The sequence below is a fragment of the Acidisarcina sp. genome, from assembly GCA_035539175.1.
Classification (GTDB): domain Bacteria; phylum Acidobacteriota; class Terriglobia; order Terriglobales; family Acidobacteriaceae; genus JANXZS01.
In genome coordinates, this window is record DATLIY010000008.1 from 532,232 (window position 1) to 557,941 (window position 25,710).

Sequence of the window (25,710 nt, forward strand, 5' to 3'; positions counted from 1 at the left end):
CGAACCCTCTGAATCAACAGATATTACTCTCCCCGCCGCAAATCTGACCCGCTGATTGGAAAACTCTTCAAGGCCGGTCGGCCAGATAAATCCCCGTAAACGTCGAAGGGTACAAGATTGAGATTGGATCATGCTATTCGCCACGCCGATTGGAGGCCGCCTCCATAACAAAATCTCGGCACGATTGCCCTATATGTATGGCTTGGCGCTCAATGCAGAAATAGTGCAGCCAGCAGAGCATGTGGGGAGCAATGCCGGAGACATAGCTCTGATCATCGAAGATGCCGTCCCCTTTGTTGATGCAGAGGAAGTTGGGCACGGAATAGTTGCCGACGACGATGTCGGGTTTGCCGTCGTTGTTCACGTCGACGAAGATGGCGGTGAATCCGTAGTAATTGTCCTTGTCTTCAACGCCGGCATATGCTCACCTGGGGCTTCACGCAGAGGCCCAGCAGGAAGGGCAGCAGACCAGGACTCTCGTGACCGCACAACGCGAGGAAGCTCTGCGGAAACAGCGCGAGCGGGCCGGAAGCTTCCAAAAGGAGACGGCAGCGACACCTTCTCCGACACCTTCTCCTTAAAAGAAGGATCTGCGGATCTGTTGCCACGCGGCAGCTTGTGACGGCAATCGAGGTGCGGCCTATAATCGTCAGTCAGTTCAAGATCGTCGATAGCTGTCAGGCCAGCCAGCGGAGGCGCTATCGACCGAGGTGGACGTTGAACGAACCGCAATCGTCCTCAGGGAAACCTAACCACGAGAATGACAAGAAGCGCACGGAGCACAGCCAGCGCCAGTTTCAATTCGGCGTGGGCTACCTGATTACGAGCCTGATTGCCCTGTGGCTGTTTCCACTGCTCTTCGTAAGCACCCAGAGCAAGGAAATTCCTTACAGCGAATTCAAGACGAAGCTGGCAAATTCCCAGATCGTGAACGTGACCATCGGCGAGAGGGAGCTTGTTGGTGAGGCGAAAAATCCCAAGCCCAACGCATCGCCTGCAGTAATTCCTTTCACCGCCGTTCCCGCACCTGCTGGCGATCCCCAGCTGATTCAGGAATTGCAGGCCGCCAATGCAACTTATCAGTTCAAACGCCCGGCGAATCCGCTGGGTGGCATCTTGCTGGGATATTTGCTGCCGCTCCTGCTGCTAGGCGGCTTCTGGTACATGGCCTATAAGCGAGCGGCTGCGGCCGGACGAGGAGGGTTGGGTGGGGTCTTTGGAGTCGGCAAGAGCAAAGCGATCGAGGTCAAGCCCGAGGATGTCACGGTCACGTACAAAGATGTGGGCGGGGCGGATGAGGCTATTGCCGAACTTCAGGAGATCATTCAGTTCCTGAAGACGCCGGAGCAGTTCACTCAACTCGGCGGTCACATCCCCAAGGGGGTGTTGCTGGTCGGGCCACCGGGCACGGGCAAGACACTGCTGGCCAAGGCCACCGCCGGGGAGGCGCAAGTCGCTTTTTTTGAGACGAGCGGCTCCGAATTTGTTGAAATGTTTGTGGGTGTGGGAGCAGCACGCGTGCGAGACCTTTTCGAGCAGGCGCGCAAGGCCGCTCCTGCGATCGTTTTCATTGACGAGATTGATGCCATCGGCCAAAGCAGGGGAGGCGTGGCGCGCCTGGGCAGCGATGACGAGCGCGAGCAAACACTCAACCAGTTGCTGGCCGAGATTGACGGGTTCAAGACCGATGCTAGTGCCCCAGTAATCATCATGGCTGCGACGAACCGCCCAGAGGTTCTCGATCCGGCGCTCCTGCGCGCGGGTCGCTTTGACCGACAGATCGCCATCGGTAACCCGGACCTTATTGGCCGATTACAGATTCTGCGAATTCATAGCAAGAACGTGAAGCTGGATCCAGGTTTTGAACTGGAGCAAGCTGCTCGGATGACGGCTGGTTTCAGTGGCGCGGATTTGGCGAATGCCATAAATGAAGCGGCTTTACTAGCTGCACGGCGCAAGGCTTCTGCGGTCACATTAAACGATTTTGAGGCTGCTATCGAACGGGTGATTGCGGGCTCGGAGAAGAAGAGCCGGGTAATGAATGAGCAAGAACGAACCACAGTCGCATACCACGAGTCTGGCCACGCGTTGGTCGCTGAGTTGGTTCCACATGGCGAGCCGGTCAGCAAAATCAGCATCGTTCCTCACAGTCGAGGTGCCTTGGGCTACACCATGCAAATGCCAACTGAAGATCGTTATTTGCTCACAATCGATGAGTTGAAGGACAGGATCGCCGTTATGTTGGGTGGACGTGCAGCGGAAATGGTTGAATTCCGGACTATCAGTACCGGTGCCAGCGATGACATTATGCGTGCGACTGAATTGGCTCGCCGCATGGTGACAGAGTTTGGTATGAGCGAAAAACTCGGCTCCGTGCGCTATGCGGGTCAGCAGCTCCAATATCTTGGAAAATCGGTTGAGGACAATAGCCAGATTAGTCCAGAAACCCGCCTAACCATCGACGGAGAGGTCCAGCGTCTGGTAACTGAACAATTGGTTCGTGCCCAGGAACTATTGAAGAGTCACGACGCCGCTCTAAGGACGGTGGCCCAGCAACTGCTGAAGCAGGAGACGGTGAGCGGAAGCGTCGTGAAAGATGCGTTGGCGAAAACATCTCTGACTTCGGCGAGCGGCACAACCCCTGCCACCCTTCCCTCCGGAAAAGCCAGCCCTCAGTTCCTATGAGAAGGCGCTGAGAAGACACGAGGCCTTCTTCCGAAAGCACGGAGACCAGATTCCTCCCTGCCCTCACTGCCTGACCCGCTGGAGCTGACGTCCTGCCGCACAGCGGCTTTTCTGGAATCTTCGCTTCAGAAACCGGACGAGGCTGGACAGCGTTTCATTGATACATACGGGGTTACGACGAGAACCTGGATTCTGCTGGATGCCGTTGGAAGAGCCGTTACTTTCCGATGCAGAAGGTGGAGAAGATCAGGTTCAGGATGTCGTCGGGGGTGGTTTCGCCGGTCAGGGTGTCTAGCTGGCGAAGGGCCTGGTAGAGATCCATCAGCAGCATCTCGTGTGGTGTGCGATGGGAAACGGCACTCGCCGCAGCGGACACTGCCTGCAGTGTGGCTGTGACGGCCTGATGCTGGCGCAGATTCGTCAACAATCCACTCTGCGGTTCGCCACTCGCTCCAGCCTTGGCCAGAACCTGCTGGCGCAACTCGTCGATGCCTTCGCCCGTCAACGCTGAGGTGTGCACCACGGTGAGCGAGGAGAGATCTGCGGGAAGGTCACTCTCGTTTCCCAGATCCGATTTGTTCCAGGCGACCAGCGCCGGGCGATGCACTATGGCTGCGAGTAACTCCGTCTCTTCGGCATTTCGCGGTTGTGTTGCATCGAGCACAAGCAGCACGATGTCCGCATCCGACAAGGCCTCGCGCGTCTTCTGAATTCCCATGGACTCGACTTCATCACTCGCCTCGCGCAGGCCAGCGGTATCGACGAGCTCTACCGGGATGCCGCCGATGGAGACGCGCTCTGTAACCAGATCGCGCGTGGTTCCGGGGATCGCGGTAACGATGGCGCGCTCGCGTTCCGCAATGCGATTGAAGAGAGACGATTTTCCCGCGTTTGGACGGCCTACGATTGCCAGCGTTAATCCTGAGTGGACGATGCGCCCCTGCGTAAAGGTCGCGGCGATAGCGGCAAGCGGTTGCTCGACCTGGGCGATTCTCCGGAGGATCTCGTCATCGCTGATGACATCGACATCGTCTTCGGCGAAGTCGATCCCTGCTTCCAACGTTGCGATCGTTTCTACCAGCTGGTGCTTGATGGGATGGATGCGGCGGGAGAGGGCTCCGCCCAATTGCTGGGCTGCCACGCGAGCCTGATAGAGCGTCTGTGCATCGATTAGATCCCGTACGGCTTCGGCCTGGGTCAGGTCGATGCGGCCACTGAGAAAGGCGCGCTGTGTAAACTCACCCGGCTCCGCCAGGCGCGCGCCATGCAGGATCGATTGGCGAACCAGCATGTCGAGCACGACGGGCGAACCATGGGCCGCAATCTCTACCAGCTCTTCGCCGGTGTAGCTGTGCGGAGCAGCAAACCAGGTCACAAGCGCCTCATCGATGCGCTCCTCGTCGCTGGGCCTATCCGGGTCCAGCACCTCGGCAAAACGAACCTGGGCGTGGGCGAGCGGATGGCGCGAACGCACCAGCCGACAGGCGATAGGCGCTGCCTCCGGCCCGGAGAGCCGCACGATGCCGATGCCTCCGCGACCGGGTGGCGTGGAGATGGCGACTATCGTGTCGTTCTGCAAGGGCTGCGAGGCGGTGGCTGGATCGTTTCGCTGCATGGCGTCTTTTCGTGAAACATTGCGGGACGAATACCGCCGGGCAAAGACTCTGGAAGCGCAGCCTCCACGCTTCCTCCTGGAAGACGTGTGCAGGGCTGCGCTGCGAGCGATGGCCTACCGGCTACGGCTGGCGTCGCGGCTTGCCCGTGAGGTAGTCCGGGGGGCAGGTTCGTCATGCTGCCAGCCGCGCGGATACAGGACGACGAAGCGCCGTGCTCCTTCGCCACTGCTGGCTGTTTCCAGGTCTTCATAGCTGCGCAGGGCAAGGTGCAGCATGCGCCGCTCACGAGAGCTCATGGGCGAAAAGCTGTAGGGCTGGCCTCCGCGACGAACCTTTTCGGCAGCCGTCTCGGCGGCAAGACGCAGCTCCCGGGCGCGGATCGCCTTGAAGTTGGCGGCGTCAAAGGAGACCTTATCGTGCTCTTCCGGCTCCAGGCGAATGATCTTGGCGGCGATGTGCTCGAGCGAACGCAGCAGTTCGCCACCGCGCTCGGTCAGGAGCGGGACATCGGGACCTGCCAGTTCCACGTATATCTCGCGATTCTCCAGGCCATCCGGGTCCGCGGCTCCGCTGCCAGCGGTGATTCTGTACTTCAGGCGCAGGCCGCCGGTTGTCGTCAGGGTCTTAAGGAAGTCTGCAATCTTGTGTGCTGCGGCTGTGTAATCGTCAATCGGCATCGCTAGACAGTATCGCACCATGGGGTGCAATTCGTCAGCGGGAGATGCAATTCGTCGGCGCTCCTTGTGCTCGCGGTCGCGGCATCGACCTGCGGAAAACAGAAGGGGCGCCAGGGAGGAATCCCTCTGGCGCCCCAAACTTAACTTTTTTATAGGTACTCAGTTTTTATCTTTTTAATTGACGCTTCATTTTCGAGCGGCGGCTTTTCCGAGGCGCTTGGCGTTTCGGCGCGCGGCGATCTCCCTCATCTCGCGGCCCAGCTTGGTGCGGTTCATGATCGTCTGCTGAATGACGCTGATGATATTGCCGAAGGACCAGTAGAGAGCCAGCCCGGAGGCCAGATTCCAGGTCATGAAGCCGAAGAAGACCGGCATCGTGAAGGCCATCATCTTCTGCTGTGCCGGATCCACGCCGGGCGATGGCGTCAGAAACTGCACCAGAAACATGGTGACGATGAAGAAGACGGGGAGGATGTGCAGCGGATCCGGTGCGGCGAGATCGTGCAGCCACATCCAGTCCGCATGACGCAGCTCGATCACATTCGAGAGCATCTTATAGAAGCCGAAGAGCAGAGGCATCTGGATCAGCATCGGCAGACAGCCTCCGAACATGTTGACCTTCTCCCGCTTCTGCAGCTCGAAGATCTCCTTGTTCATGTCCTGGCGGCGAGGATCGTTCATCTTGTAGTTCTTGTAGCGATTCTTGATGGCATCCATCTCCGGCTGAATGCGTTGCATCTTCAGCGCGGAGTGCATCATCTGCACGCGTGTCGGCAGCATCGCCAGATTGATGAACAGGGTGAGGACGAGGATCGCCCATCCCCAGTTGTGGACGATGTGCTGATAGATCCAGCGGAGCGCCAGGAAGAACGGTTTTGCGATGACCTTCAACCAACCGAAGTTGATAATCGGCTCCAGGTCCGGGCCGGTAAAGGAGCCATCCGGCGAGGTTGCGCGCACAGAGGCGAGCACCTCGATGACCTTTGGCCCGGCAAAGAGACGCACGCGGGTATGCCCGCTGCTGTCTCCCACGGCCGCGCCCAATACGGAAGCCTGATCGGTCACATTCGGCTCCTTGCGGTTGCGCGGAATGGCGATCTTGTTGTGCAGCGTGACGACAGTGGTGCGCGCCGGAGCTTCAGGCAGGAAGATGGCAGCGAAGTAGAGATCGCTGATGCCTGCATAGTCGTAGGGACTCGCAAGCGTCGCTCCGCCTATAACCTTCTTCGGGGATTCATAGTTAGACTTCCCGTTCAGGCTGGTATCGAACTGCGAGTTCGTGTTGTAACTCTGCAGCGTCTCCTGGTCGCCCAATCCCGAAGGCCACGCGAGCATTGCGTTGACAGGCACACCATTGTTGGTCACAAGGACATCGGCGCTGACCACATAGCTGGAGTCGAAGCTGAATGTCTTCGTGACCTTCAGGTTGCCCGCGGCATAGGTGAAGGTGAGCTTGGCAGGCGCGGTCAGGGTGCCGGTCGCGGAGGGCTCATAGAGCACCTGCGAAAGCTGCCGCGTGAGCGCCGAATCATAGGTGTAGAGCGACAGCGGATACCCGTGCTGCGACGCGGCCTCATTGTTCACCAGGTCCAACGGCTTGCCGGCTTCGTTCGTGTACTTCTTCAGAATCCACGAGGTGACCTGCGCGCCGCGGTTCGAGAAGCGAATACGGTACAGGTCGTTCTCCAGGATCGTTTCGCTCTCGCTCGCTGCCTGGATGCTGGATGTTACCGCTTCTCCAGGTGCGCTGGAGGGCACGATGGCCGTGGCCGGCGGCGCAGCGGGATTCGCACCCTGTAGTTGCTGCTGCTGCTGGGGTGGCGGCTCCGGCCCCTTCTTCTGCTTGAGGTACTGCAGCCCAAGGAAGATCAGGAGAAAGATCGTGGAAAACGCGAGAATGGTGCGCGAATCCTGCCCACCGCCCTGCTGATTCGGGTTCTTAATTTCTGCCAAGTGAACTTTTCCTAAGTATCAACGGTCAAAACTTTGTCGATGCGTGCCGGGCGGATGCTTCGCCAGGCCAATCGTGTACACCGTGCCGACGACCGGAATGGCCGCCTATTCCACGCTCTCCTATGGTAACTGGCGCGGCCCAACTCTGCAGGAGTCTGTCGCATCCTCTACCGGCAAATGGTCCGGCGGAGGCCAGGTTCCGGGGACGGGATCGAATCCACCGCGGAAGAGCGGGTTGCAGCGCAGGACTCGCAGAACGGCCATCCCGCTGCCAACCAGCCAACCGTGCTTGCCCACGGCCAGCACCGCGTATTCCGAACAAGTGGGCTGAAAGCGGCAGGCCCCGGAGGTCCCCGTTACCGAGTGCAGCAGAGGCGAGAGCGTCCTCTTATACAGCGCATGTGCGGCAGAGGCCACGCGGACAGTCATGGACCGGGCCTCCTTTGCGGCTCCTTCGCGGGCAGCGTCGCCAGGGCCTGCTGAATAGTCGTAAAGATCCGCTCCACCTCGCGGTCAAGGCGCTCAAATTCGATGGTCAGCACGGACTTGCGGGGATGGAGGATCACGTCTACCCCCGCCGGCAGCAGAGCTACGTGGCGCCGTACCGCCTCGCGCATGCGCCGCTTGATGCGGTTTCGCTCCACCGCATTGCCGAGCACCTTGCCGGCGGTCAGCCCCACTCGTGGGCCCTTCGGAGTCGTCAATGGCTGAGCAGGCAAGGATTGGGTACGCGGGGTGAAGAAGTACGCCATGGTCGGCGCGAAATGCTTGCGGCTGGACTTGTAGACGCGCTGATAATCGGCGTGCTTCTGCAACCGGGCGCCGCGCATGGTGAGCGGTGCCGCGGCGGTCGAATCAGGCGGTGTTCGGGGACGCTGCAGATGCGTCGTCATGGTCGTATCCGGATCGTCGTAACCGGGAGATCGTCCCACCCGCCAGAGGCTGAAGACCCCGAGGCCTCACCGCATCCCGGCTCGTCACAGATGGGTCAATTACTCCTGGCCCAATTGCTCGGAGATGCTTCGTGCCAGAGAGGTATTCGTCGTGCCGGCGTGAGCTGTGGTCTTCCGCTCCACCAGCAGGATGTCTCTTCCTCGGCCGAGGTGCTGTGCCGCATGCCATGAGGAACCACGAACAGCTAGCCGGGGCCTAATGGTATCGTGCCGCCATCGGCAGGTTCGCGATGGATCGAGAGCTTGCCGCTGAACACCAGAACGCTGAGCACCAGGAAAAGCTCATCCTCGTGCTCATGCTTATGCCAGGGAAAGTCGCCTTCGCCTTGCCAATCTTTACAAATCGGTCGTTTACGCTGCCGATGACCCTGGGTGACCAGAACTCTTGGAGGAGATTTCGCGCCTCGGCGAGGTGGACTGCTTCTGTCACAAACGGCTGCTCGAAGTCGTGAGAAAAACGGAACTAGTCGCGGAAACCGGCGCTGACGGCAACGCGGACACGGCCACGTGCACGGCGGCGGGAGAGAACGGCTGCGCCGCTCTTGGTCTTCATGCGAGCCCGGAATCCGTGCACCTTTACACGACGGCGACGGTTGGGTTGAAATGTGCGCTTAGGCATCGAACTGCGCTCCTGAATCTAGTGTGAGATTTCTGCCAATAGGGCAAGTCCTGAGTATAACCGATTGAGGAAAAAGCCGCAAAGACCGCATGAAATGCAGGCTGCGACACACTATGGGGAACACACTATGGAACGAGAGGCTAGCACAGGAGGCTAGCATAGGGAGTAAGGCAGTGGTGACCGGGGACTGTGACCGCAGTGCTACCGGGGGTGATGCTTGAGGCATGGCTCAGCGCGCTCTAGCAGGAAACTTCACATAGGGTGGTGCAACTCCAGTCCAAAACTTCGATTTCGCAAGAAAGAGTAGCTCTCTGGTCATGCAATTGTGCTAGTATCGGCAGCGTTTAAGAGTAATTTTCTGCACGTCCAGCTGCCTTGAACTTTTGACGCATCTCGCTTTGCGCAGGGGTTTTCGTGACCCGCGCAATCCCCGCTATTGGAGAGATCGCAGCGCGCCTGAGAATATGCCAGCGCGCTGAGCAGTCTTTTCTTACTTGCGGCGATAGCATCAAGTCACGCGGATGTAGCGCGTAAGGAAACATATGTCTTTTGCACCAACGGCCACGACCACCCTGAATCCATGGGTCAGAATCCTCGGAGCTCTCGAGAAGAAAGTGAACCGCCAGTCCTTCGACACCTGGCTGAAACCGACGCGCTTCAGTCATGCAGTTGCAAAGATGCTGTACGTGCGGATCCCCACGCCCGAGTTTCAGCACATTGGCGATCGCTATGCGGACCTGATTCAGGAGGCAATGGAAGCTCTCGAGCTGGATTTTGAGGATGTAACCTTCGTCACGGCCGAAGAGGATCCCACAGCGCCGCGGGTGCGGGAAGATGGAGGATTTGCGCCAGTGCCGTCGCATGCCACCAATGCCCCCCGTCAGGACAATTCCCGCGCGACCGCGCCGCACCAGGCAAAGTTTGACTGGAGCTCGGCCGCCCAGCTCAATCCCCGCTATACCTTCGAAAACTTCGTCATCGGCAACGGAAACCAGTTTGCCCGCGCTGCCGCGGAGGCGGTGGCAGAGCGCCCATCGAAGGCCTATAACCCGCTCTTTCTTTACGGCGGAGTGGGCATGGGCAAGACGCACCTGATGCAGGCCATTGGCCACGAGATGAAGGCCCGCCAGCCGCAAGCCTCCATCTGCTATGTCTCCAGCGAGAAGTTCACCAACGAGATGATCAACTCGTTGCGCTACGACAAGATGACGAGCTTCCGCGACAAGTATCGCTCGGTGGATTTACTGCTGATCGACGATATTCAGTTCCTCGCGCAGAAGGAACGCACGCAGGAGGAGTTTTTCCACACCTTCAACGCGCTGCACGACAGCATGAAGCAGATTGTCATCGCCTCTGACCGGCCACCCAAGGAGCTGCCCGAGATTGAAGACCGGCTGCGAAGCCGCTTTGAGTGGGGATTGATCGCCGACATTCAGCCGCCAGACCTGGAGACCAAGGTCGCCATCCTGCAAAAGAAGGCTGAGTCGGAGCATGTCGTTTTACCGACGGATGTCGCCCTCTTCATCGCATCGAATGTACGCACCAACGTCCGTGAGCTGGAGGGTGCGCTGGTGCGGCTCTTTGCATGGTGCAGCCTGAACGGTATGGAGATCACGCTGCCAACCACGCAGCAATGCCTGAAGCAGTTCATCGATACCCAGGTGCGCAAGATCACCATCGAGGCCATCCAGCGGGCCGTAGCGGAACACTTTGGCAAGCGCGTGGCGGAGCTCAAGCAGAAGAACAATTCCCGCGAGGTCGTTGTACCCAGGCAGATCGCCATGTACCTCGCCAAGCAGATGACCGAGGCATCCCTGCCCGAGATTGGGCGCCAGTTTGGCGGCAAGCATCACACGACGGTGATGCATTCGATCGCCAAGATTGACGAGCAACGCCGCACTGACAAGGGCATGAACGCCATGGTCAACGACCTGATGGAGAAGCTGAATACCTAAGGCAGCGGATCAGCAAATCAGTGAAAAAGCCGGTCAGCAGGCCGGCGGACCGCTCAAGGTTGCTGTTCAAGGCTGCTGAAGCAGGGCGAGCGGGGAGGTAGGGGCTGTCGGGCGTAGCTATATTCTTGCGAACTTGCTAACCCGCTGACTTGCTGACCCGCTGTATCCTTCCGGTATGCGGTACTGGGCACCTTTCAAGCACACTCTCCTTTTTGCGGTTGCTTTGTTTCTCGCCACGCCAGCACTCGCGCATCCGCGCGATACCGGCTTCCTCAACCGCCGGATTGTCTTTCGCGGAACCACCTACAAATTCCAGGTCTATGTGCCGGAACAGTGGTCCAGCTCGCAGCGCTGGCCCGTCATTCTGTTTCTGCACGGGCGCGGGGAGCGTGGCTCCGATGGATTGGATCAGACGCAGGTAGGTCTTCCGGCAGCGATCCGGGCCCATCCAGAGCGCTGGCCCTTCGTCGTGGTCATGCCGCAGGTGCCTTTCAACCATCACTGGTGGACCGATCCGGACATGATGGAGATGGCGATGGCCGCGCTCCGTGCGGAGTCCGGGGAATTCAACGGAGATCCGCAGCGCACCTACCTGACGGGCCTTTCCATGGGCGGCTATGGCACATGGGAGCTGGCAAAGACCTACCGCGGGGTCTTTGCGGCGATCGTACCCATCTCTGGTGGTGTCTACTGGTCGTATGCACCGCCGCAACGCTGGCGCGATACTTCCCTGCCAGCGGAATATGCCTCCCGTATCGGCCGCACGCCTGTCTGGATGTTTCATGGCACCGAGGACACGGTCGTCTCCCCGAAGCAGTCGGTCCTGCTCTATGAGGCGCTGAAGGCCTCCGGCGGCTGCGTGCGCCTGTGGGAGTATGTGGGCGTCAAGCACAGCGCCTGGGATAAGGGCTATGCCGAGCCGGAGCTGCCTCGCTGGCTGCTCGCGCACCGTCTCGCGGATATTGCCCACACCGAACCGCTGGCGGAGCGTCTGCTGATTCCCTCTCAGCCCACTCCGGCGCGTATCAATCCTGCGATCTACGACGCCTATGTTGGGGAGTACCGTGACGAAAATGTGGTGATGGTGACCATATTCCGGCAGGGAGACTCTCTCTTCCAGAAAAACGGGCACGGTGAAGTGACCGAGTTGCAGCCGGAAAGCCCGACGACTTTCTTCTACCCCTGGGGCGGATCGACACGCCTCTGCTTCGAAAAAGATGCAACGGGGCAAATTCGAGGGCTGCTGTACCGGGACGATCGCCACGAAGAACACTGGACCCGGGCGCGCTGAGGAAGACTAGGAAATCGCGTTCCATGTGCAAAGCGTAGGAGATTCAAAGCCGCTCCAGATGCGCCCTGGGACGCAATTTCCACTTCCGGTCCCTGGTTTCCTTGCACAATGCGGAAATCGGATTGTGCAAGCTGCGGGGAACTGGGGAGGGGTGGCGGGAATTTCACACGGTCTTCCTGCTTTTGCTATTTTTGCGGACGAGTTTTCTAAAAAAGGGTCCCTTCGCAAACCCGCGTCCAAAGGCATTTGGGGCAACCTTTCCACTTTTCCGCGCCGAACTGTTACTGCTACTGGAAAGAAACTATATAAATCTCTTTTTTGTCTTAGCCGTAGCAGCCGTTGTTTTTGCGTTTTTCCGGCGCTTCCCCGTCCCGTCCTTCTTTCCACTTCGGCATACCGTTTTTCCAGAAAGAAACATCGAGCCATGCAAGGGCTTTTGTCACTAGAATGGTTTCGGCTGCACTCTGCGTTTCAGGATCGTAACGAAAGTGTTGTAGAGTGGGGCCAATCTGGTTGGATGGGGGGCGGATGAGCATGCCGGGCGTGGGAACTGAGCAGGAACGACCGCTGGCGCAAAGCGCGGCAATGGAAATCAGCGTTAGCCGGCAGGACCTCCTGCGCGAGCTGACAGCTACGCAGAGTGTGGTGGAGCGTAAGACCACCATCCCGATCCTGTCGAACTTTTTGCTGGAAGCGGACGAGGATCATCTCGCTATCACCGCAACGGATCTGGATCAAAGCATCAAGACCTCATGTGCGGCCAAGGTGAAGAAGGCCGGTTCGTGCACCATTCCTGCGCGCAAGCTGTACGACTACATCAAGCTGCTACCCGACGGGGATATCAGCATCAAGCTGATGGAAAACCACTGGGTACAGATTCGTAGCGGCCGTTCGAATACGAAGATGGTCGGTATGGCGCGCGCTAATTTTCCGCAAGTGCCGGTATTCCCGGAGGCAGGCATTACGCGCATCCCCGCTTCGTCATTGAAGGGGATGATCAACAAGACGATCTTCGCTATCTCGAATGAGGAATCCCGCTATACGCTCAATGGCGCATTGCTGATCCTGAAGGCCGAGAGCATGGCGATGGTAGCAACCGATGGACACCGGCTCTCCTACGTGGAAAAGAGCGGCGAGACGCTGAGCAATGTGAGCGGGGAGCGGAAGACCCTGATTCCGCGTAAGGCTCTGGCTGAGTTGCAATCTCTGCTGGGATCGGGAGACAGCGAGTTTGTGGACTTTGCCGACGATGAGCACACGCTCTTCTTCCGCATCGGGCATCGCGTGCTCACGACTCGCAAGCTGAGCGGGCAATTCCCCAACTACGAGGCTGTGATGCCACGCGATAACAACAAATTTGTCGTGGTGCGCAGCCAGGACCTGAGTGGTTCCATTCAGCGTGTTGCGCAGTTTGCCGACGAGCGCTCGGGAGCCATCAAGTTGCGGATGGAACAGAACGAGCTGAGGATCTCCTCTTCCTCCACCGATTCCGGCGAATCGGAAGACACCATCGAGACTCCCTACAACTTCGATCCCATCGTGGTCGGATTCAACTCCTCCTACATGATTGATTTTCTGAAGGCGGTTGGATCTGAAGGAGAGGTACGGCTGGAGTTCAAAGACGCACAATCGGCAGGGCAGATGCGTCCGGAAGATCCCGGTGAGGATTACAAGTACCGCTACATCATCATGCCGATGAGGATTTGAAGCACGGTCAGCCAAGAACAACAACAAGAGGGAATGATGGAAAAAACAACCCATAAATTGGCCCGTTGGCCAGCTTATGGGTTGTTTGCATGCAGTCGAATGGCCTGACCGCTGTAAGCCTGAGCTATCGACGAGGTGAGGCGGAGAGAAACAGGCTGAGAGAAAGAGTGCTCTATTGAACGAAGATCAAGGCAGCGCCGTTCGGATCGTTCGCTTGATGGAAGCCAATGAGGATGCGTTACGGCTGCTGCAGGAGTATTACGAAGCAATCAACGTTGTCCAGCGGGACACTCCTGCGGCGATCCAGAAGATTATCGATGACCCCTCCTCTGGCGTTTGGCTCGGCTATCTAAGAGACGAAGGAGCCGGAAAGGAATCGGCGGGAAATGAAGCAGGCGACAAAGCTGTCGGATGCGTCGTGCTTCGAAAGCTCGTTTCCATTCCGTTCGCCGCAGAGTGTAAGCGTCTCTATGTCCGGCCGGAGGCCCGCGGACATGGTATTGCCCGGGTGCTGCTGGATGCACTGGAGGATTTCGCCCGGAGCCAGGGCCTGCGATGGATCTACCTGGACAGTTATGACGATCTGAAAGCCGCACTCGATCTCTATCGGAAACGCGGGTATCGTCCGTGCGAACGTTATAACGATAATCCGCAAGCGACCGTATTTCTTCGCAAAGAAATCTCAGAGCTCGCCAAAGAAAACTAAGATGCGCTCCGACGGCTGAAGACCGGGCTATGTTCTGAACCTGTTCTCTGGGAGCAGCTATTGATCCTTGCGGTATAGAAGCTCGCGGATCGCTCGCCGCCTGGCATCGTTCACTTCGCTCTGAGCCTTGCGTTCGTCAGCGCTTACATGTTGCTCACCGTCGGAGTCCGCGGATTCGGATGTGCTGCACGGCGGACACTGGTTCGCGAAGCCGGGTTTACCTGGTCTCAGCTCAAACTCTTCACCGCAAATAGCGCAAATCTTGATGGGGAAAGGCATATCACGACCATGATAAAACACCGGAACGCATCGGTTCGTCGAAGACAGGGGGCAGGCGAGGGCCTGGGTTTGGCGTAGCGGTTCCTTCCCGCGCCATAGTATTCGGAGAAAAGGCCTTAGCCGACGTGCTGTTGTTCTGCGGCCTGCACCAGCCCGGCAGCTTCGATGGTTGCTCCCACCATGGCATCGAAGCCCATGCAGGAGTTCATCATGAGCTGGTAGATGTGGCGGTCGGTCCAGTCGCGGTCGTAAAAACGCCGGATATAGGCGGCGCGGCGCTTATCGGTGGCGAGGATCTCCTGCTCGGAAATCTTTGCCTGCTCGGGAAAGTTCTTTTCAAACCAGCGCATTCGGCGCGCCATGGATGCATAGACGAAGACGTGGAAGACGCCGGGAACGCCGCTGAGCACGCAGGATGCTCCCCGGCCCACAACTACGCAGTTTCCCTTCTCCGTAGCCTCCAGGAGTGCATTCTTGACGAAGCCGACCATGCGTTCGCTGTCGAAGACCTCGGCATCAGGGATGCCTGGCAGACGCTCCAGGCTGCCATGCCAGAAGGCTTTGCCGACGCGGTAGTACCAGGGGTCGAGGCGCTCGTCGTATTGCTCCGCAAGCGAACTGGTAATGCCTGCCTTATGAGCGATTTCTTCGATCAGACAGTGGTCGATCAGCTTCCAGTTCAACTTGCGCGCCAGATGCATGGCATACTCAGCACCCTGGCTGCCGTACTCCCGTTCCACTGTAATGATCCGGATCATTTCCTTGCCTCGCAGCGCGATGGATCTGCGCTGTTTCTTACGATGACGCAAATGCCGGTTCTATTTCCAGAACTATTTTAGGAATTGGTGCCAGGCACATAGAACAGTCAGCATTATCAAGCACCTACTGCTTCAATTCGGCAAGGGTCACCCCTGCTCCGCCCTCGTTGTGCGGCGGTTCGGCGATGGAAGCTACCTGCGGATGCTGTTGCAGGTAGGCGCGCAGCGTGCGGCGCAGCACTCCCATGCCGACGCCATGAACCACGCGAATTCGCGGCAGTCCGGCCAGGAAGGCGCGGTCGAGGAAGTTCCGCAGCTCGTCTGTGGCCTCGTCCGCGGTGCGGCCGATCAGGTTGATTTCCGCACGCATGTTCTCATCGGGTTCGCTGACGGAGACGGAGACACCACGGCTTCGAGCGGCCTGTAACGGGCTGCTCGAAGTGCCACCGGCCTGCTGGGGAGTGGAAACCACCTCGGCAATGTCGTCACGGGCAATCCGCATCTTCATCGCGCCAATGGAGACCTCGAAGGTGCTCTCATCGATTTGCCGCTTTACCAGCGCGGTCTTGCCCATGGAGCGAAGCTTTACCATATCGCCGACGGCGACGTGGCGCACGACGTGCGGCTGTGCGTTGGCATCTCCCCGGTCGGCTCCGGTGTTGTGCGCAACCACGGTGGCGTTGAACTGTTCGCTGAACTCGCGACGCAGACGCGCGATGCGCCGCTCGGCTTCTTTGGAGAGCTTCTGCTGCGCCGCGCGATCCTCGATGACGCGAACGGTCTCCCGCGCCTGGTATTCGAAGTCCTTGAGGAGGGAGGTGAGCTTCAACTCCATCTCCCGCGTCTTGGCGCGCGCTTCCTTGGCTCCTTCGGCCTCCAGCCGTGCCTTCTCCCGCGCCACCTCCTGCTCGCGCTGCCTGAGGTGTGCGCGTTCCTGGGTAACGGCTTCGAGCTGGCGGTGGAGCTGCTCCAGAAAGTGGGCAATATCCTCGGTCTGCGATCCCAGCCTGGCGCGCGCCCCGCTAACGATGGCGTGGTTCAGGCCCAGGCGCTCCGCGGTGTTGATGCCCGCCGAAGTTCCCGGAACGCCGAGCCTCAACTGGTAATTCGGCACCAGCGTTCGTTCGTCTACGCCAACCGCCGCGTTGAGGACGCCGCTGACATTCGCGGCATAGACCTTGAGCGAGGTGTGATGGGTAGAGATGAGGCACCAGGCGCGGGCGTTAAGGAAGTATTCCGCGATGGCGACCGCCAGTGCTGCACCCTCTTCCGGGTCGGTGGCCGATCCGAGCTCGTCTAGCAGAACGAGCGAATCGGTGCCGGCGAGATGCGAGATCCGGTCGATGTTGAGGATGTGCGCGGAAAAGGTGGAGAGGTTCTGCTCGATCGACTGGGAATCGCCGATATCCGCCAGCAGGCTGCGAAAGACGGGCAGCACCGCATAGTCGGCAGGAATGGGGACTCCCGCCTGCGCCATCAGCGCCAGGAGCCCTGTCGTCTTGAGGGAGACGGTCTTGCCGCCGGTGTTCGGCCCACTGATGATGAGTTGCCGCGCATCGCCGGTAAGCGCAATGGACAGGGGCACCACTCTTCCACCGGATGCGCGCAGGCGCTTCTCCAGCAGCGGATGGCGTGCATTGGTGAGGTCCAGCGCGGGGTTATCCGCATCGGCAAAGTGTGGACGCACGCATTGGAAGTCGTGCGCGAAGCGCGACCGGATGACGAGCGACTCTACCTCGGCGAGCACGGCGGCTCCGGGACCGATGGTGGCCGCATATCCGGCTACCTGTCGCGTCATGGCGAGAAAGATGCGGTGAATCTCCGCCTGTTCCTCTTCCAGCAGGCGCACCAGTTCGTTGTTCTGCTCAATGGTCTCCAGCGGCTCCACGTAGACGGTCTGTCCGCTGGAGCTGGCGCCGTGCACGACGCCGGAGACGCGCCGCTTCCACTCCGCTTTGACGGGGATGACAAAACGGTCGCCGCGGATGGTGATCAGATCGTCCTGTGTGCTGCCGCCTTCGGAGAGCCTGCGCAGGGTGGCGCGCAATCCTTCTTCAATCAGGCGCTGCTGCCGCTCCTGCTCGCGGCGGATCCGTCGCAGGTCGCTCGAGGCATTGTCCGCTAAGGAACCGTCGGGCAGGATCTTTTCCCGCAGCGAATCGAGCAGCGGCTTCAGGTCGGAGACAAGCAGCGGTGCGCTAAGGGCCAGGAGCTGGGGCAGGCGATCCGCCACGCGCGCAGGCGGAGTCTTCATCAGGCCCTGCCAGGAGCCGATGTCATCCATCAGGTTGATCAGCGCGCGCAGCTCTTCCGGCTCCAGCGCCGCGCCGGGAATGCGCGCCTTGTCCAGCAAGGTTGTCGGATCGAAGAGCGAGGAAAGAGGAACCGAGGCTCCCTGCTCCAGCAGCAGGCGCATCTCGTCTACCAGTCCATGCTGGCGCTCCAGCCACACGCGATCGCTGGAGGGGACAAGGTCGAGAATCCACTTGCGGCCCAGTGCGGAGTGCGAATAGCCCGCCAGGAGTTCGAGCAGGCGCGGCCATTCGAGGACCGCGCCGCCGGTCTCCTCGACTGGCGACGGAATGGGGTTCAGGAGTGCCACTCGTCTATGGTAATGCCGGGAACCCGGGTGCTGCCGCTTGCGTACCTCAAACAGAGCGGCTTAGGCTTGTCAGCCATCGTCGTCAGGGAGGGATTCCATGTACTGCAGCACATGCGGTCAACAACTCCAGGAGGGCCAGCAGGTATGCCCGAAGTGCGGTCGGCCGGTCACGATGCCACCGGCTGCCACGCAGGCAGGACCGCCGCCAGCCGGCTTATTCCCCTCGCGAGTGGAGCGGCACGTGCAGACGCTCGCCATCCTGTGGCTGGTCTATGCGGGCTGGCTGCTGGTTACCTGGGCCTTCGCAGCCACGTTCTTTGCCGGAATGCTTGGCATGCACCGCCCCTGGGGTCCAGTTGGCCCGATGGGTCCCTTCGGGCCCGGCTTTCCATTCATGCATATGCCCTGGATGCTGCCCTTTATCACGTTTATGCTGGTCGGCCGATCCATCCTGGGGATTCTGACGGGGATCGCGCTCATTCGCCATGAGCGTTGGGGGAGAACCCTGGCCCTGGTGGCTGGATTCCTCGCCTTGATCAAGCCGTTAAGTGGCACGGCGCTGGGAATCTATACGCTCTGGGTGCTTCTGCCGTCGGAGTCGGCGCGCGAGTACGAGGAACTGGTGGGGTAGGGAATTTCGCTACCGGGTGGGATCGGCTTCCTCGGGATTGCCGGCTGAAGAAGATGTGCCTGCTCCTCAGTTCAGCGCGCCCGAGTAGAATCTAAGCTATGGACTATCCCATTACACGACTCAGGCGCCTGCGCCGAACCGAGGCCATGCGCGCGTTGGTGCGCGAAACTCACCTGCATCCCGGAGCGCTGATCGCCCCGATTTTCCTGTGTCCCGGCGAGGGGATTCGCCGCGAGATCGGCTCCATGCCCGGCGTCTTCAACCTCTCGGTCGACGAAGCGGTCAAGGATGCGGAAGCAGCCGCGGCGCTCGGCGTTGGAGGACTGCTGCTCTTTGGCCTGCCAGAGCGAAAAGACGAAGAGGCGACCGGCGCGTGGTCCGAGGATGGCATCGTGCAACGCGGACTGAGGGCCATGAAGCAGCTTCGCTCCTTGAAAGATCTCGTCCTGATCGCCGATGTATGCCTGTGCGAATACACCTCGCATGGCCACTGCGGGATTGTGAAGAAGACGGGCGACGAGTATGAGATTGAGAACGACTCCAGCCTGGAACTGCTGTCGCGCACCGCAACCTCGCTGGCCAAGGCAGGCGCTGACATCGTTGCGCCATCGGACATGATGGATGGCCGGGTGGCCGCCATTCGCGACGGCCTGGATGACGCCGGACTGGAACAGACGCCGATCCTTTCCTATGCTTCGAAGTTTGCCTCGGGCTTCTATGGGCCATTTCGCGAGGCCGCGGACTCGGCTCCCCAGTTTGGCGATCGCCGCAGCTACCAGATGGACGGGGCAAACCTGCGCGAGGCGATGCGGGAGATCGATCTGGATATTGGGGAGGGAGCGGACATGATCCTGATGAAGCCCGCGATGCCCTATCTGGACGTGATCCGCGCAGCCCGCGAGAACTTCGATCTTCCGCTGGGCGCCTACCAGGTCTCGGGCGAGTATGCCATGCTTCAGGCCGCATTCCAGCGCGGATGGCTGGAGCCGGAGAGGACGATGTTGGAGTCGTTGTTATCCATTCGCCGGGCCGGTGCGGACTTCATCATCACCTACTTTGCGCAGGAGGCGGCCAGGGCGTTGGCTTAGGAGCCGCTACCCGGTCCAGTTCCGCAAATAAATCGGCCAGCACCACGGGGATCGGCGTCTCCGGCATAGAGAGTTCGCCGTTCCGTGCCGCTCAAAACCGGCAGAGGTGCCCTGATAGGCGATACGCAGAGCTGGGTCCACGATCCAGATATGCGTATCGCTTCCATCTCCAGCGCGGCGAGTATTGCGTGTGGTCCTTCAGAGGTTGTTGCATCCTTCCGGGCCAGATCGTAATCAGATAATTCGGTACACTGGGGTTGTATTGGCGGAGTTCCCTTCCGACCCACCACGCATCACCACCGAATGGAGCATCCCTTGGCAGAAACAATTTATGACGTGGCAATTATCGGCGGAGGTCCGGCCGGATATACGGCGGCCATCCGTGCCGGTCAATATGGACTGAAAGTAGCCTTGATTGAAAAGGAGAGCAAGCTCGGGGGCACCTGTCTCCACTGGGGCTGCATTCCCACCAAGGCTCTACTCTTCAACGCCGAGATATGGGACCACCTGAAGCATGCCAAGGAGTACGGCATCGAGGGCGTGGGAGAGGTGAAGGTGAACTGGCCCGAGGTGCTCAAGCGCAAGAACGGCATCGTCACCAAGCATGCCAAGGGTCTTGATTTCCTGATGCGCAAGAACAAGGTGACCGTGATCTCCGGCTATGGCCGTTTGACGGGCCCAGTCAAGGACGGGGTCCATACGGTTGAGGTTACCGCCGGAACACCTGGCGACCCCGCGGCGAAGCAGAGTCAGGTGAAGGCCAGAAACATCATCCTGGCAACCGGCTCTGACGCGAAGCTGCTTCCCGGCTTGCAGGCCGACAATCGCATCCTGACGAATATGGAGATCCTTAACCTGGATGAGGTTCCCAAGTCGCTGATCGTGATTGGAGCCGGGGCGGTCGGGGTGGAGTTTGCCTCCATCTTTCGCAGCTATGGCACCGAAGTGACGATTATCGAATATCTGCCGCGTCTCGTTCCCGTCGAAGACGAAGACATCAGCAAGGAACTGGCGCGCCTCTATCGCAAGCGCGGTATCGACATCAATGTCGGCGCGAAGGTGGAGAAGGTGGAGAAGACCAAGGATGGCGTCAAGGTGACCTTTACCAGTGCCGATGGAAAGCCCGTGGTGAAGGAAGCGGAGAAGGTGCTGGTGGCCGTTGGCCGCGCACCCCGCACGGAAAACCTCAACCTGGAGAAGACGAAGATCAAGACAGACCGTGGCTTCATTCCGACAAATGAATGGATGGAGACTGCGGAGCCGGGCGTCTACGCAGTTGGAGACATCGTGGCTGGCCTTCCGCAGTTGGCTCATGTGGGATCGATGGCCGGTATGGTCGTCGCCGCACACCTGGCAGGCAAATACGCGCGTCCGGTGAATCGGAACCGAATTCCAGGCTGTACGTATACCGAGCCGCAGGTCGCTAGCGTTGGTCTGACGGAAGCCGCAGCCAAAGAGAAGGGTTACGACGTGAAGGTGGGCAAGTTCCCGTTTTCCGCCAACTCGAAGGCTTCCATCATTGACTCGCACGATGGCTTCATCAAGATCGTCTCCGATGGCAAGCATGGCGAGATTCTCGGCGTGCACATCATCGGTCCTTCGGCGACGGAGTTGATTGCGGAAGCGGTGACGGCGATTGAGCTCGAAGCCACGATTGAGGAAATGATGTTTACCATTCACGCCCACCCGACGCTGGCGGAAGCCTTCCTCGATGCCTATGGCAGCGTCGAAGGAATGGCGATCAACGCGTAAGACTTCGAAGAGCCTGTCGCGTGACAGGCTCTTCACGGTTACGCAGCAAAGGTTCGGATGTTCAGTTATCTGTATCTCGGCCGCACGGACTACGCTCGCGGACTCGCCCTGCAGCAGCAGCTTGTCGAATTACGTCACCAGCAGCGAATCGGCAACACGCTCCTGTTCCTCGAGCATCCGCCAGTGTTGACACTTGGCCGCAATTCCCACCGGTCGAACATCCTTGCATCCGACGAACTATTGGAGCGCCGCGGAGTGGAGGTTCACGAGATCAATCGTGGCGGCGACGTCACGTATCACGGCCCGGGACAACTCGTCGGCTACCCGATTGTGGATCTTAGAAGCTTCACGCCGCGGTTAGGAGCGATCGAGTTTGTGCGCCTTATGGAAGAAGCTCTCATCCGCTTCTGCGCGGAATATGCCGTTTCCACCGGCCGCATCGCGGGGCGCACCGGCGTCTGGACCACGCCAAATTGTGCTGCAGAAGAAAAGAAGATCGCTGCAATCGGCGTTCACATCTCGCGCGGCATCACCTCTCATGGGTTTGCTCTCAACCTCACGACCGATCTCCGCGACTTTGGCCTGATCGTCCCCTGCGGCATTGCGGATAAAGACGTTACCAGTCTGGAGAATGAGACCTGCCAACGCGTTCCAAGCCTCGAACAGGCGGCAAATGAAGTGGCCCGCCAGTTCGGGTGGGTATTCAAGGATCAGGTGCTCGCGGTTGAGTCGCTCGACGATCTCCTCGCAGGCAGCAGCGCGCAGGGTGCATCTGAACATTTAACGGAAACGCCTGTGAAGGAAATACAGCGAGTTCCGGACGACACTCCCCTTCGCGTGCCCCAGGAACTGCGGAGGCTGCACGGCGAAGAGGATTCGTTTCTTGCATAAGCTATAGGTTGAGCGTGGCGTTTATAATCCACCTTGCGACGGCTGAATCCGCTCATACGGGGTATCCAGCAGACTTGTTTTGTAAAGCAATTGGGAAAGGGAATCGATGCCGACTGACGTGATCATGCCCCAGATGGGGGAGTCTATTTTTGAGGGGACCATTACGAAATGGCTCAAGAAGGTAGGCGATACGGTACAGCGAGACGAGCCATTGTTTGAGATATCGACGGATAAGGTAGACGCCGAGATCCCGTCGCCCGCCGCCGGAGTGCTCACCGAGATCAAGGTGCCCGAGGGCACGACCGTTCAGATCAACACCGTCGTCGCCACCCTTGGCGAATCAGGAAGCGCAGTGGCTTCTGCACCTGCGGCTCCCGCCCCTGCTCCGGCTCAGGCAGAGGCCCCCAAGGCCGCGCCCGCACCGGCGGCTCCCGCAACAGCCAGCCCAGCGGCGCCTGCCCCCGCAGCAGCCTCTGGTGTGGCGACTGACGTGGTCATGCCCCAGATGGGGGAGTCTATTTTTGAGGGGACCATTACGAAATGGCTCAAGAAGGTAGGCGATACAGTACAGCGGGACGAGCCATTGTTTGAGATATCGACGGATAAGGTCGACGCCGAGATCCCGTCGCCCGCCGCCGGAGTGCTCACCGAGATCAAGGTGCCCGAGGGTACGACCGTTCAGATCAACACCGTCGTCGCTGTGCTCGGTGGCGCGGCCACAGGACAGCCCGCAGCGGCACCTTCGGTTTCTGCTCCGCCAACGGCCCAGGCGCCCGTTTCCCAACCGCAAGCGGCTGCCGCAGTGGAACCCGCTGCAGCGGCGTTAGGGGAACCCGTTCGCTCCTCGCCGCTCGTGCGCCGCATTGCGAAGGAAAACAATCTGGACCTGCATCAGGTAAAGGGCTCCGGCTCAGCGGGTCGTGTCACGAAAGAGGATGTACTCGGCTTTCTTGAGCAGCGTGGAACGAAACCCGCTCCCGCCGCCCCTGTACCGGCGGCTTCCGTTCTGGCTCCGGCTTCAGCACCAGCCGCCGCCGCTGCTGCTGCCCCGTCGCCTGCCGCACCGGTTCCTTCCGCTGCTCCCGTCGCAGGAGACCTGGTGCCACTCAGCCGTATGCGCTCCATCATTGCGCAGCGCATGGTTGAGTCCAAGCGCACGAGCCCCCACGTCCATACCTGCTTCAAGATCGACCTCACGCGCATCGTGCGCCTTCGTGAGAAGGAGAAGTCGAAGTATGAGCAGCGCAACGGCGTCAAGCTGACTTACATGCCATTCATCACGCGCGCCGTCATCGCCACCCTGCGCAAGATGCCCATCGTCAACGCTTCGATGGAGGGCGAAGCCATCCGCTATCACCAGAACGTGAACGTCGGCATCGCCGTTGCGCTGGATTGGGGCCTCATCGTTCCCGTCATCAAGCAGGCGGAGGAGAAGAGTTTCCTCGGCATTGCCCGCGCGATCGCGGATCTCGCGAGTCGCGCACGCAACAAGAAGCTCAAGCCGGATGAAGTCGGCTCCGGTACCTTCACCATCACCAATCCCGGCATCTTCGGCGAACAATTTGGCACGCCGATCATCAATCAGCCCGAGAGCGCCATCCTCGACGTCGGAGGTCTCTTCAAAGAACCAACCGTTGTTACAGATGAGAACGGTTCGGACTCCATCGCCATCCGCAGCATCGTTCGCCTGACGCTGGGCTTTGATCACCGTATCGTCGACGGAGCGGATGCAGGGAAGTTTATGTCTGAGGTAAAGAAGTATCTCGAGAATTGGAACGAGGATATCGGCTAGGTTAATTCGTAAACAGTAAAAGGGGGCAGACCAGCCTGGCCTGCCCCCTTTTGCTTGTCTTATCTCTAATTGTCACAGCAACTGTTGCGCTTCTAAAACCCGCTTGACCGCCTCTTCCGGAGTGGCTCCTACTGCAGAGAGATGCCCCATCTTCCGCCCTTTCCGCGGCTGAGACTTTTCATAAAGGTGCAGCCCCACGCCGGGAACCTCCAATGCCTGATCGAATCTTGGTTCATGATCCAGCCACAAATCACCCAGAAGATTTGCAATTGCTGCCGGCCGCAGGATACTCGTGTCGCCCAGCGGAAGATCGCATATGGCGCGCACCGCTTGCTCAAACTGGCTGGTTACGCAGGCTCTCTCGCTGGCGTGGTAGCTGTTATGTGGACGAGGGGCAAGTTCATTGATCAACAGCGCGCCATCCCGCGTCAGAAACATCTCCACCGCCAGCAGTCCTTCCAGCATCAGCTGGCACCCTAGATCGCGAGCCATCTCCTGTGCCTTTGACTCCAACTCCGGTGGAATCGAGGAAGGTAGAACACTCCACACCAAAATCTGGTTCTCATGATGGTTCGACGCAGAAGGGAAACTGACAATCTGTCCGCGCGGAGATCTCGCGACCATCACCGAGATCTCCTGGTCCAGATCCACCGCTTTCTCGGCAACACAGGGCGCCTTCCCCAGGAGGGCCCAGGTCTCGCGGCCCACTTCTTCGCTGGAGGCCGACGTAGGCTCGAATCCAACCTTTACCTGGCTGCGCCCGTCGTAGCCCCCTCGCGCACTCTTCACAAAACAGCGGCCACCCAACTCGGAAATCGCCCTGACCAGTTCTTCCTCTGTGCGTGCTGCGCGAAATTCTCCTACCGGAAAGCCCTGATCCTTCAACCAGGTCTTTTGCAGGATCCGGTCCTGAACCATCCGCATCAACCCTGGTCCTGGCCGCACCGGCGCGTACTTCTGCGCCGCCTGCAACGATGCAATCGCAATCTGCTCGATCTCCAGCGTGACTACATCGCATCCTCGCGCCAGGTTGGCCGCCGTGCGCGCATCGTCCCATGCCCCTTCGAAGCAGGCATCCACTACAAAACGAGCCGGACAGGAAGGATCAGGATCCATCACCTGCACCCGGTAGCCGAGAGTACGCGCAGCCATGGCGGTCATGCGTCCCAGTTGCCCGCCGCCAAGAATTCCAATTGTCGAACCTGGAAGAATTGCACTCACTCGGGCAGCTCCATAGTCATCACTTCCTGCCGATTCCGTTCGCGCCATGCACGTAGCTTGTTTCTCAACTCGGGATCCGTCACCGCCAGTATCTCCGCCGCAAACAAGGCAGCATTCGCCGCGCCCGGCTTGCCAATCGCCAGCGTTCCTACCGGAACACCCTTCGGCATCTGGACAATCGATAGCAGCGAGTCGATGCCATTCAGCATCGTCGCGGGTACTGGGACCCCCAGCACGGGAACCAGCGTCTTCGCCGCCAGCATCCCTGGCAGATGCGCAGCGCCACCGGCACCGGCGATGATCACGCGAAGTCCGCGGGTCTCAGCCTGCTCTGCATAGGTAAATAGCCAATCTGGCGTGCGGTGTGCCGATACCACCCGCACTTCACAAGGAATGAGAAACTCTTTCAGCAGGTCTACGGCGGCTTTGAGCACCTCGTAGTCGCTCTTGCTGCCCATTACTACACCGACCACCGGCGCTTGTTCCATGATGCTGATTATACTTCGCCGGCTTTTCTGTTCTTACCGCAAAAAT

21 protein-coding genes are annotated in these 25,710 nt (G+C 59.5%); 10 read left to right on the forward strand and 11 right to left on the reverse strand.

Annotation, left to right across the window (positions count from 1 at the left end; translation table 11 throughout):
- Positions 1 to 133: 133 nt before the first annotated feature.
- Entirely contained in the window at positions 134 to 364 is a 231-nt protein-coding gene (locus tag VM554_10255; GenBank protein ID HVJ08756.1) for a VCBS repeat-containing protein, read from the reverse strand.
- A 353-nt stretch (positions 365 to 717) separates the two neighbouring features.
- Between VM554_10255 and ftsH the strand changes: the two genes are divergently transcribed.
- Positions 718 to 2,685, forward strand: coding sequence for an ATP-dependent zinc metalloprotease FtsH (gene ftsH, locus VM554_10260; GenBank protein HVJ08757.1), 1,968 nt, complete (start codon positions 718 to 720; stop codon positions 2,683 to 2,685).
- A gap of 217 nt (positions 2,686 to 2,902) precedes the next feature.
- On the opposite strand, the gene mnmE is transcribed toward ftsH, so the two are convergent.
- The 6 genes from mnmE to rpmH form a co-directional block, all read right to left on the reverse strand.
- The gene (gene mnmE / locus VM554_10265) at positions 2,903 to 4,300 is read right to left on the reverse strand and encodes a tRNA uridine-5-carboxymethylaminomethyl(34) synthesis GTPase MnmE (GenBank protein ID HVJ08758.1); all 1,398 of its coding nucleotides are present in this window, start codon (positions 4,298 to 4,300) and stop codon (positions 2,903 to 2,905) included.
- Positions 4,301 to 4,414: 114 nt separating this feature from the next.
- A complete protein-coding gene (locus VM554_10270; GenBank protein ID HVJ08759.1) occupies positions 4,415 to 4,978 on the reverse strand; it encodes a R3H domain-containing nucleic acid-binding protein in 564 nt (187 codons plus the stop codon).
- Positions 4,979 to 5,164: 186 nt separating this feature from the next.
- Entirely contained in the window at positions 5,165 to 6,931 is a 1,767-nt protein-coding gene (yidC, locus tag VM554_10275; protein ID HVJ08760.1) for a membrane protein insertase YidC, read from the reverse strand.
- Between the two features lie 120 nt (positions 6,932 to 7,051).
- On the reverse strand, positions 7,052 to 7,360 hold the full coding sequence (gene yidD / locus VM554_10280) for a membrane protein insertion efficiency factor YidD (GenBank protein ID HVJ08761.1): 309 nt from the start codon (positions 7,358 to 7,360) through the stop codon (positions 7,052 to 7,054).
- Positions 7,357 to 7,824, reverse strand: coding sequence for a ribonuclease P protein component (gene rnpA / locus VM554_10285; protein HVJ08762.1), 468 nt, complete (start codon positions 7,822 to 7,824; stop codon positions 7,357 to 7,359). Before rnpA ends, yidD begins: the two co-directional genes overlap by 4 nt.
- Before the next feature lie 523 nt (positions 7,825 to 8,347).
- The gene (gene rpmH, locus VM554_10290; GenBank protein HVJ08763.1) at positions 8,348 to 8,503 is read right to left on the reverse strand and encodes a 50S ribosomal protein L34; all 156 of its coding nucleotides are present in this window, start codon (positions 8,501 to 8,503) and stop codon (positions 8,348 to 8,350) included.
- 542 nt (positions 8,504 to 9,045) lie between these two features.
- On the opposite strand from rpmH, the gene dnaA reads away from it, so the two are divergent.
- The 4 genes from dnaA to VM554_10310 all read left to right on the forward strand — a co-directional run bounded on the left by dnaA (position 9,046) and on the right by VM554_10310 (position 14,162).
- Positions 9,046 to 10,458 carry a chromosomal replication initiator protein DnaA gene (dnaA, locus tag VM554_10295; GenBank protein HVJ08764.1) on the forward strand — a complete coding sequence of 471 codons (1,413 nt, stop codon included), beginning with the start codon at positions 9,046 to 9,048 and terminating at the stop codon, positions 10,456 to 10,458.
- Positions 10,459 to 10,681: 223 nt separating this feature from the next.
- Positions 10,682 to 11,749: an alpha/beta hydrolase-fold protein gene (locus VM554_10300; protein ID HVJ08765.1), complete on the forward strand. Its 1,068-nt coding sequence runs from the start codon at positions 10,682 to 10,684 to the stop codon at positions 11,747 to 11,749.
- Positions 11,750 to 12,277: 528 nt separating this feature from the next.
- Positions 12,278 to 13,456, forward strand: coding sequence for a DNA polymerase III subunit beta (dnaN, locus tag VM554_10305; GenBank protein HVJ08766.1), 1,179 nt, complete (start codon positions 12,278 to 12,280; stop codon positions 13,454 to 13,456).
- Positions 13,457 to 13,631: 175 nt separating this feature from the next.
- Positions 13,632 to 14,162, forward strand: coding sequence for a GNAT family N-acetyltransferase (locus VM554_10310; GenBank protein HVJ08767.1), 531 nt, complete (start codon positions 13,632 to 13,634; stop codon positions 14,160 to 14,162).
- Between the two features lie 395 nt (positions 14,163 to 14,557).
- On the opposite strand, the gene VM554_10315 is transcribed toward VM554_10310, so the two are convergent.
- Both VM554_10315 and VM554_10320 read right to left on the reverse strand, forming a co-directional pair.
- On the reverse strand, positions 14,558 to 15,199 hold the full coding sequence (locus tag VM554_10315; GenBank protein ID HVJ08768.1) for a cytidylate kinase-like family protein: 642 nt from the start codon (positions 15,197 to 15,199) through the stop codon (positions 14,558 to 14,560).
- Positions 15,200 to 15,323: 124 nt separating this feature from the next.
- Positions 15,324 to 17,801, reverse strand: a complete 2,478-nt coding sequence (locus VM554_10320) for a Smr/MutS family protein (GenBank protein ID HVJ08769.1) — start codon at positions 17,799 to 17,801, stop codon at positions 15,324 to 15,326.
- Between the two features lie 97 nt (positions 17,802 to 17,898).
- Between VM554_10320 and VM554_10325 the strand changes: the two genes are divergently transcribed.
- The 5 genes from VM554_10325 to sucB all read left to right on the forward strand — a co-directional run bounded on the left by VM554_10325 (position 17,899) and on the right by sucB (position 23,955).
- Positions 17,899 to 18,432, forward strand: coding sequence for a zinc ribbon domain-containing protein (locus VM554_10325; GenBank protein ID HVJ08770.1), 534 nt, complete (start codon positions 17,899 to 17,901; stop codon positions 18,430 to 18,432).
- A 98-nt stretch (positions 18,433 to 18,530) separates the two neighbouring features.
- Entirely contained in the window at positions 18,531 to 19,520 is a 990-nt protein-coding gene (gene hemB, locus VM554_10330) for a porphobilinogen synthase (GenBank protein ID HVJ08771.1), read from the forward strand.
- Positions 19,521 to 19,835: 315 nt separating this feature from the next.
- Positions 19,836 to 21,272 carry a dihydrolipoyl dehydrogenase gene (lpdA, locus tag VM554_10335; GenBank protein ID HVJ08772.1) on the forward strand — a complete coding sequence of 479 codons (1,437 nt, stop codon included), beginning with the start codon at positions 19,836 to 19,838 and terminating at the stop codon, positions 21,270 to 21,272.
- A 57-nt stretch (positions 21,273 to 21,329) separates the two neighbouring features.
- Positions 21,330 to 22,163 carry a lipoyl(octanoyl) transferase LipB gene (lipB, locus tag VM554_10340; protein ID HVJ08773.1) on the forward strand — a complete coding sequence of 278 codons (834 nt, stop codon included), beginning with the start codon at positions 21,330 to 21,332 and terminating at the stop codon, positions 22,161 to 22,163.
- 106 nt (positions 22,164 to 22,269) lie between these two features.
- Entirely contained in the window at positions 22,270 to 23,955 is a 1,686-nt protein-coding gene (gene sucB / locus VM554_10345; GenBank protein HVJ08774.1) for a 2-oxoglutarate dehydrogenase, E2 component, dihydrolipoamide succinyltransferase, read from the forward strand.
- Between the two features lie 72 nt (positions 23,956 to 24,027).
- Here sucB and purK read toward each other — a convergent pair whose 3' ends face one another.
- Both purK and purE read right to left on the reverse strand, forming a co-directional pair.
- Positions 24,028 to 25,176, reverse strand: coding sequence for a 5-(carboxyamino)imidazole ribonucleotide synthase (gene purK / locus VM554_10350; protein ID HVJ08775.1), 1,149 nt, complete (start codon positions 25,174 to 25,176; stop codon positions 24,028 to 24,030).
- A complete protein-coding gene (gene purE, locus VM554_10355; GenBank protein HVJ08776.1) occupies positions 25,173 to 25,664 on the reverse strand; it encodes a 5-(carboxyamino)imidazole ribonucleotide mutase in 492 nt (163 codons plus the stop codon). The genes purK and purE overlap by 4 nt, the downstream gene beginning before the upstream one ends.
- Positions 25,665 to 25,710 lie beyond the last annotated feature (46 nt).

What these genes read in the sequence shown, in the direction of transcription:
- mnmE (HVJ08758.1), bottom strand. Translation starts at nt 4,300, where the DNA reads ATGCAGCGAAACGATCCAGCCACCGCCTCGCAGCCCTTGCAGAACGAC.
- lipB (HVJ08773.1), top strand. Translation starts at nt 21,330, where the DNA reads ATGTTCAGTTATCTGTATCTCGGCCGCACGGACTACGCTCGCGGACTC.
- VM554_10315 (HVJ08768.1), bottom strand. Translation starts at nt 15,199, where the DNA reads ATGATCCGGATCATTACAGTGGAACGGGAGTACGGCAGCCAGGGTGCT.
- VM554_10325 (HVJ08770.1), top strand. Translation starts at nt 17,899, where the DNA reads ATGTACTGCAGCACATGCGGTCAACAACTCCAGGAGGGCCAGCAGGTA.
- rnpA (HVJ08762.1), bottom strand. Translation starts at nt 7,824, where the DNA reads ATGACGACGCATCTGCAGCGTCCCCGAACACCGCCTGATTCGACCGCC.
- dnaN (HVJ08766.1), top strand. Translation starts at nt 12,278, where the DNA reads ATGAGCATGCCGGGCGTGGGAACTGAGCAGGAACGACCGCTGGCGCAA.
- sucB (HVJ08774.1), top strand. Translation starts at nt 22,270, where the DNA reads ATGCCGACTGACGTGATCATGCCCCAGATGGGGGAGTCTATTTTTGAG.
- dnaA (HVJ08764.1), top strand. Translation starts at nt 9,046, where the DNA reads ATGTCTTTTGCACCAACGGCCACGACCACCCTGAATCCATGGGTCAGA.
- yidD (HVJ08761.1), bottom strand. Translation starts at nt 7,360, where the DNA reads ATGACTGTCCGCGTGGCCTCTGCCGCACATGCGCTGTATAAGAGGACG.
- VM554_10270 (HVJ08759.1), bottom strand. Translation starts at nt 4,978, where the DNA reads ATGCCGATTGACGATTACACAGCCGCAGCACACAAGATTGCAGACTTC.
- hemB (HVJ08771.1), top strand. Translation starts at nt 18,531, where the DNA reads ATGGACTATCCCATTACACGACTCAGGCGCCTGCGCCGAACCGAGGCC.
- purE (HVJ08776.1), bottom strand. Translation starts at nt 25,664, where the DNA reads ATGGAACAAGCGCCGGTGGTCGGTGTAGTAATGGGCAGCAAGAGCGAC.
- rpmH (HVJ08763.1), bottom strand. Translation starts at nt 8,503, where the DNA reads ATGCCTAAGCGCACATTTCAACCCAACCGTCGCCGTCGTGTAAAGGTG.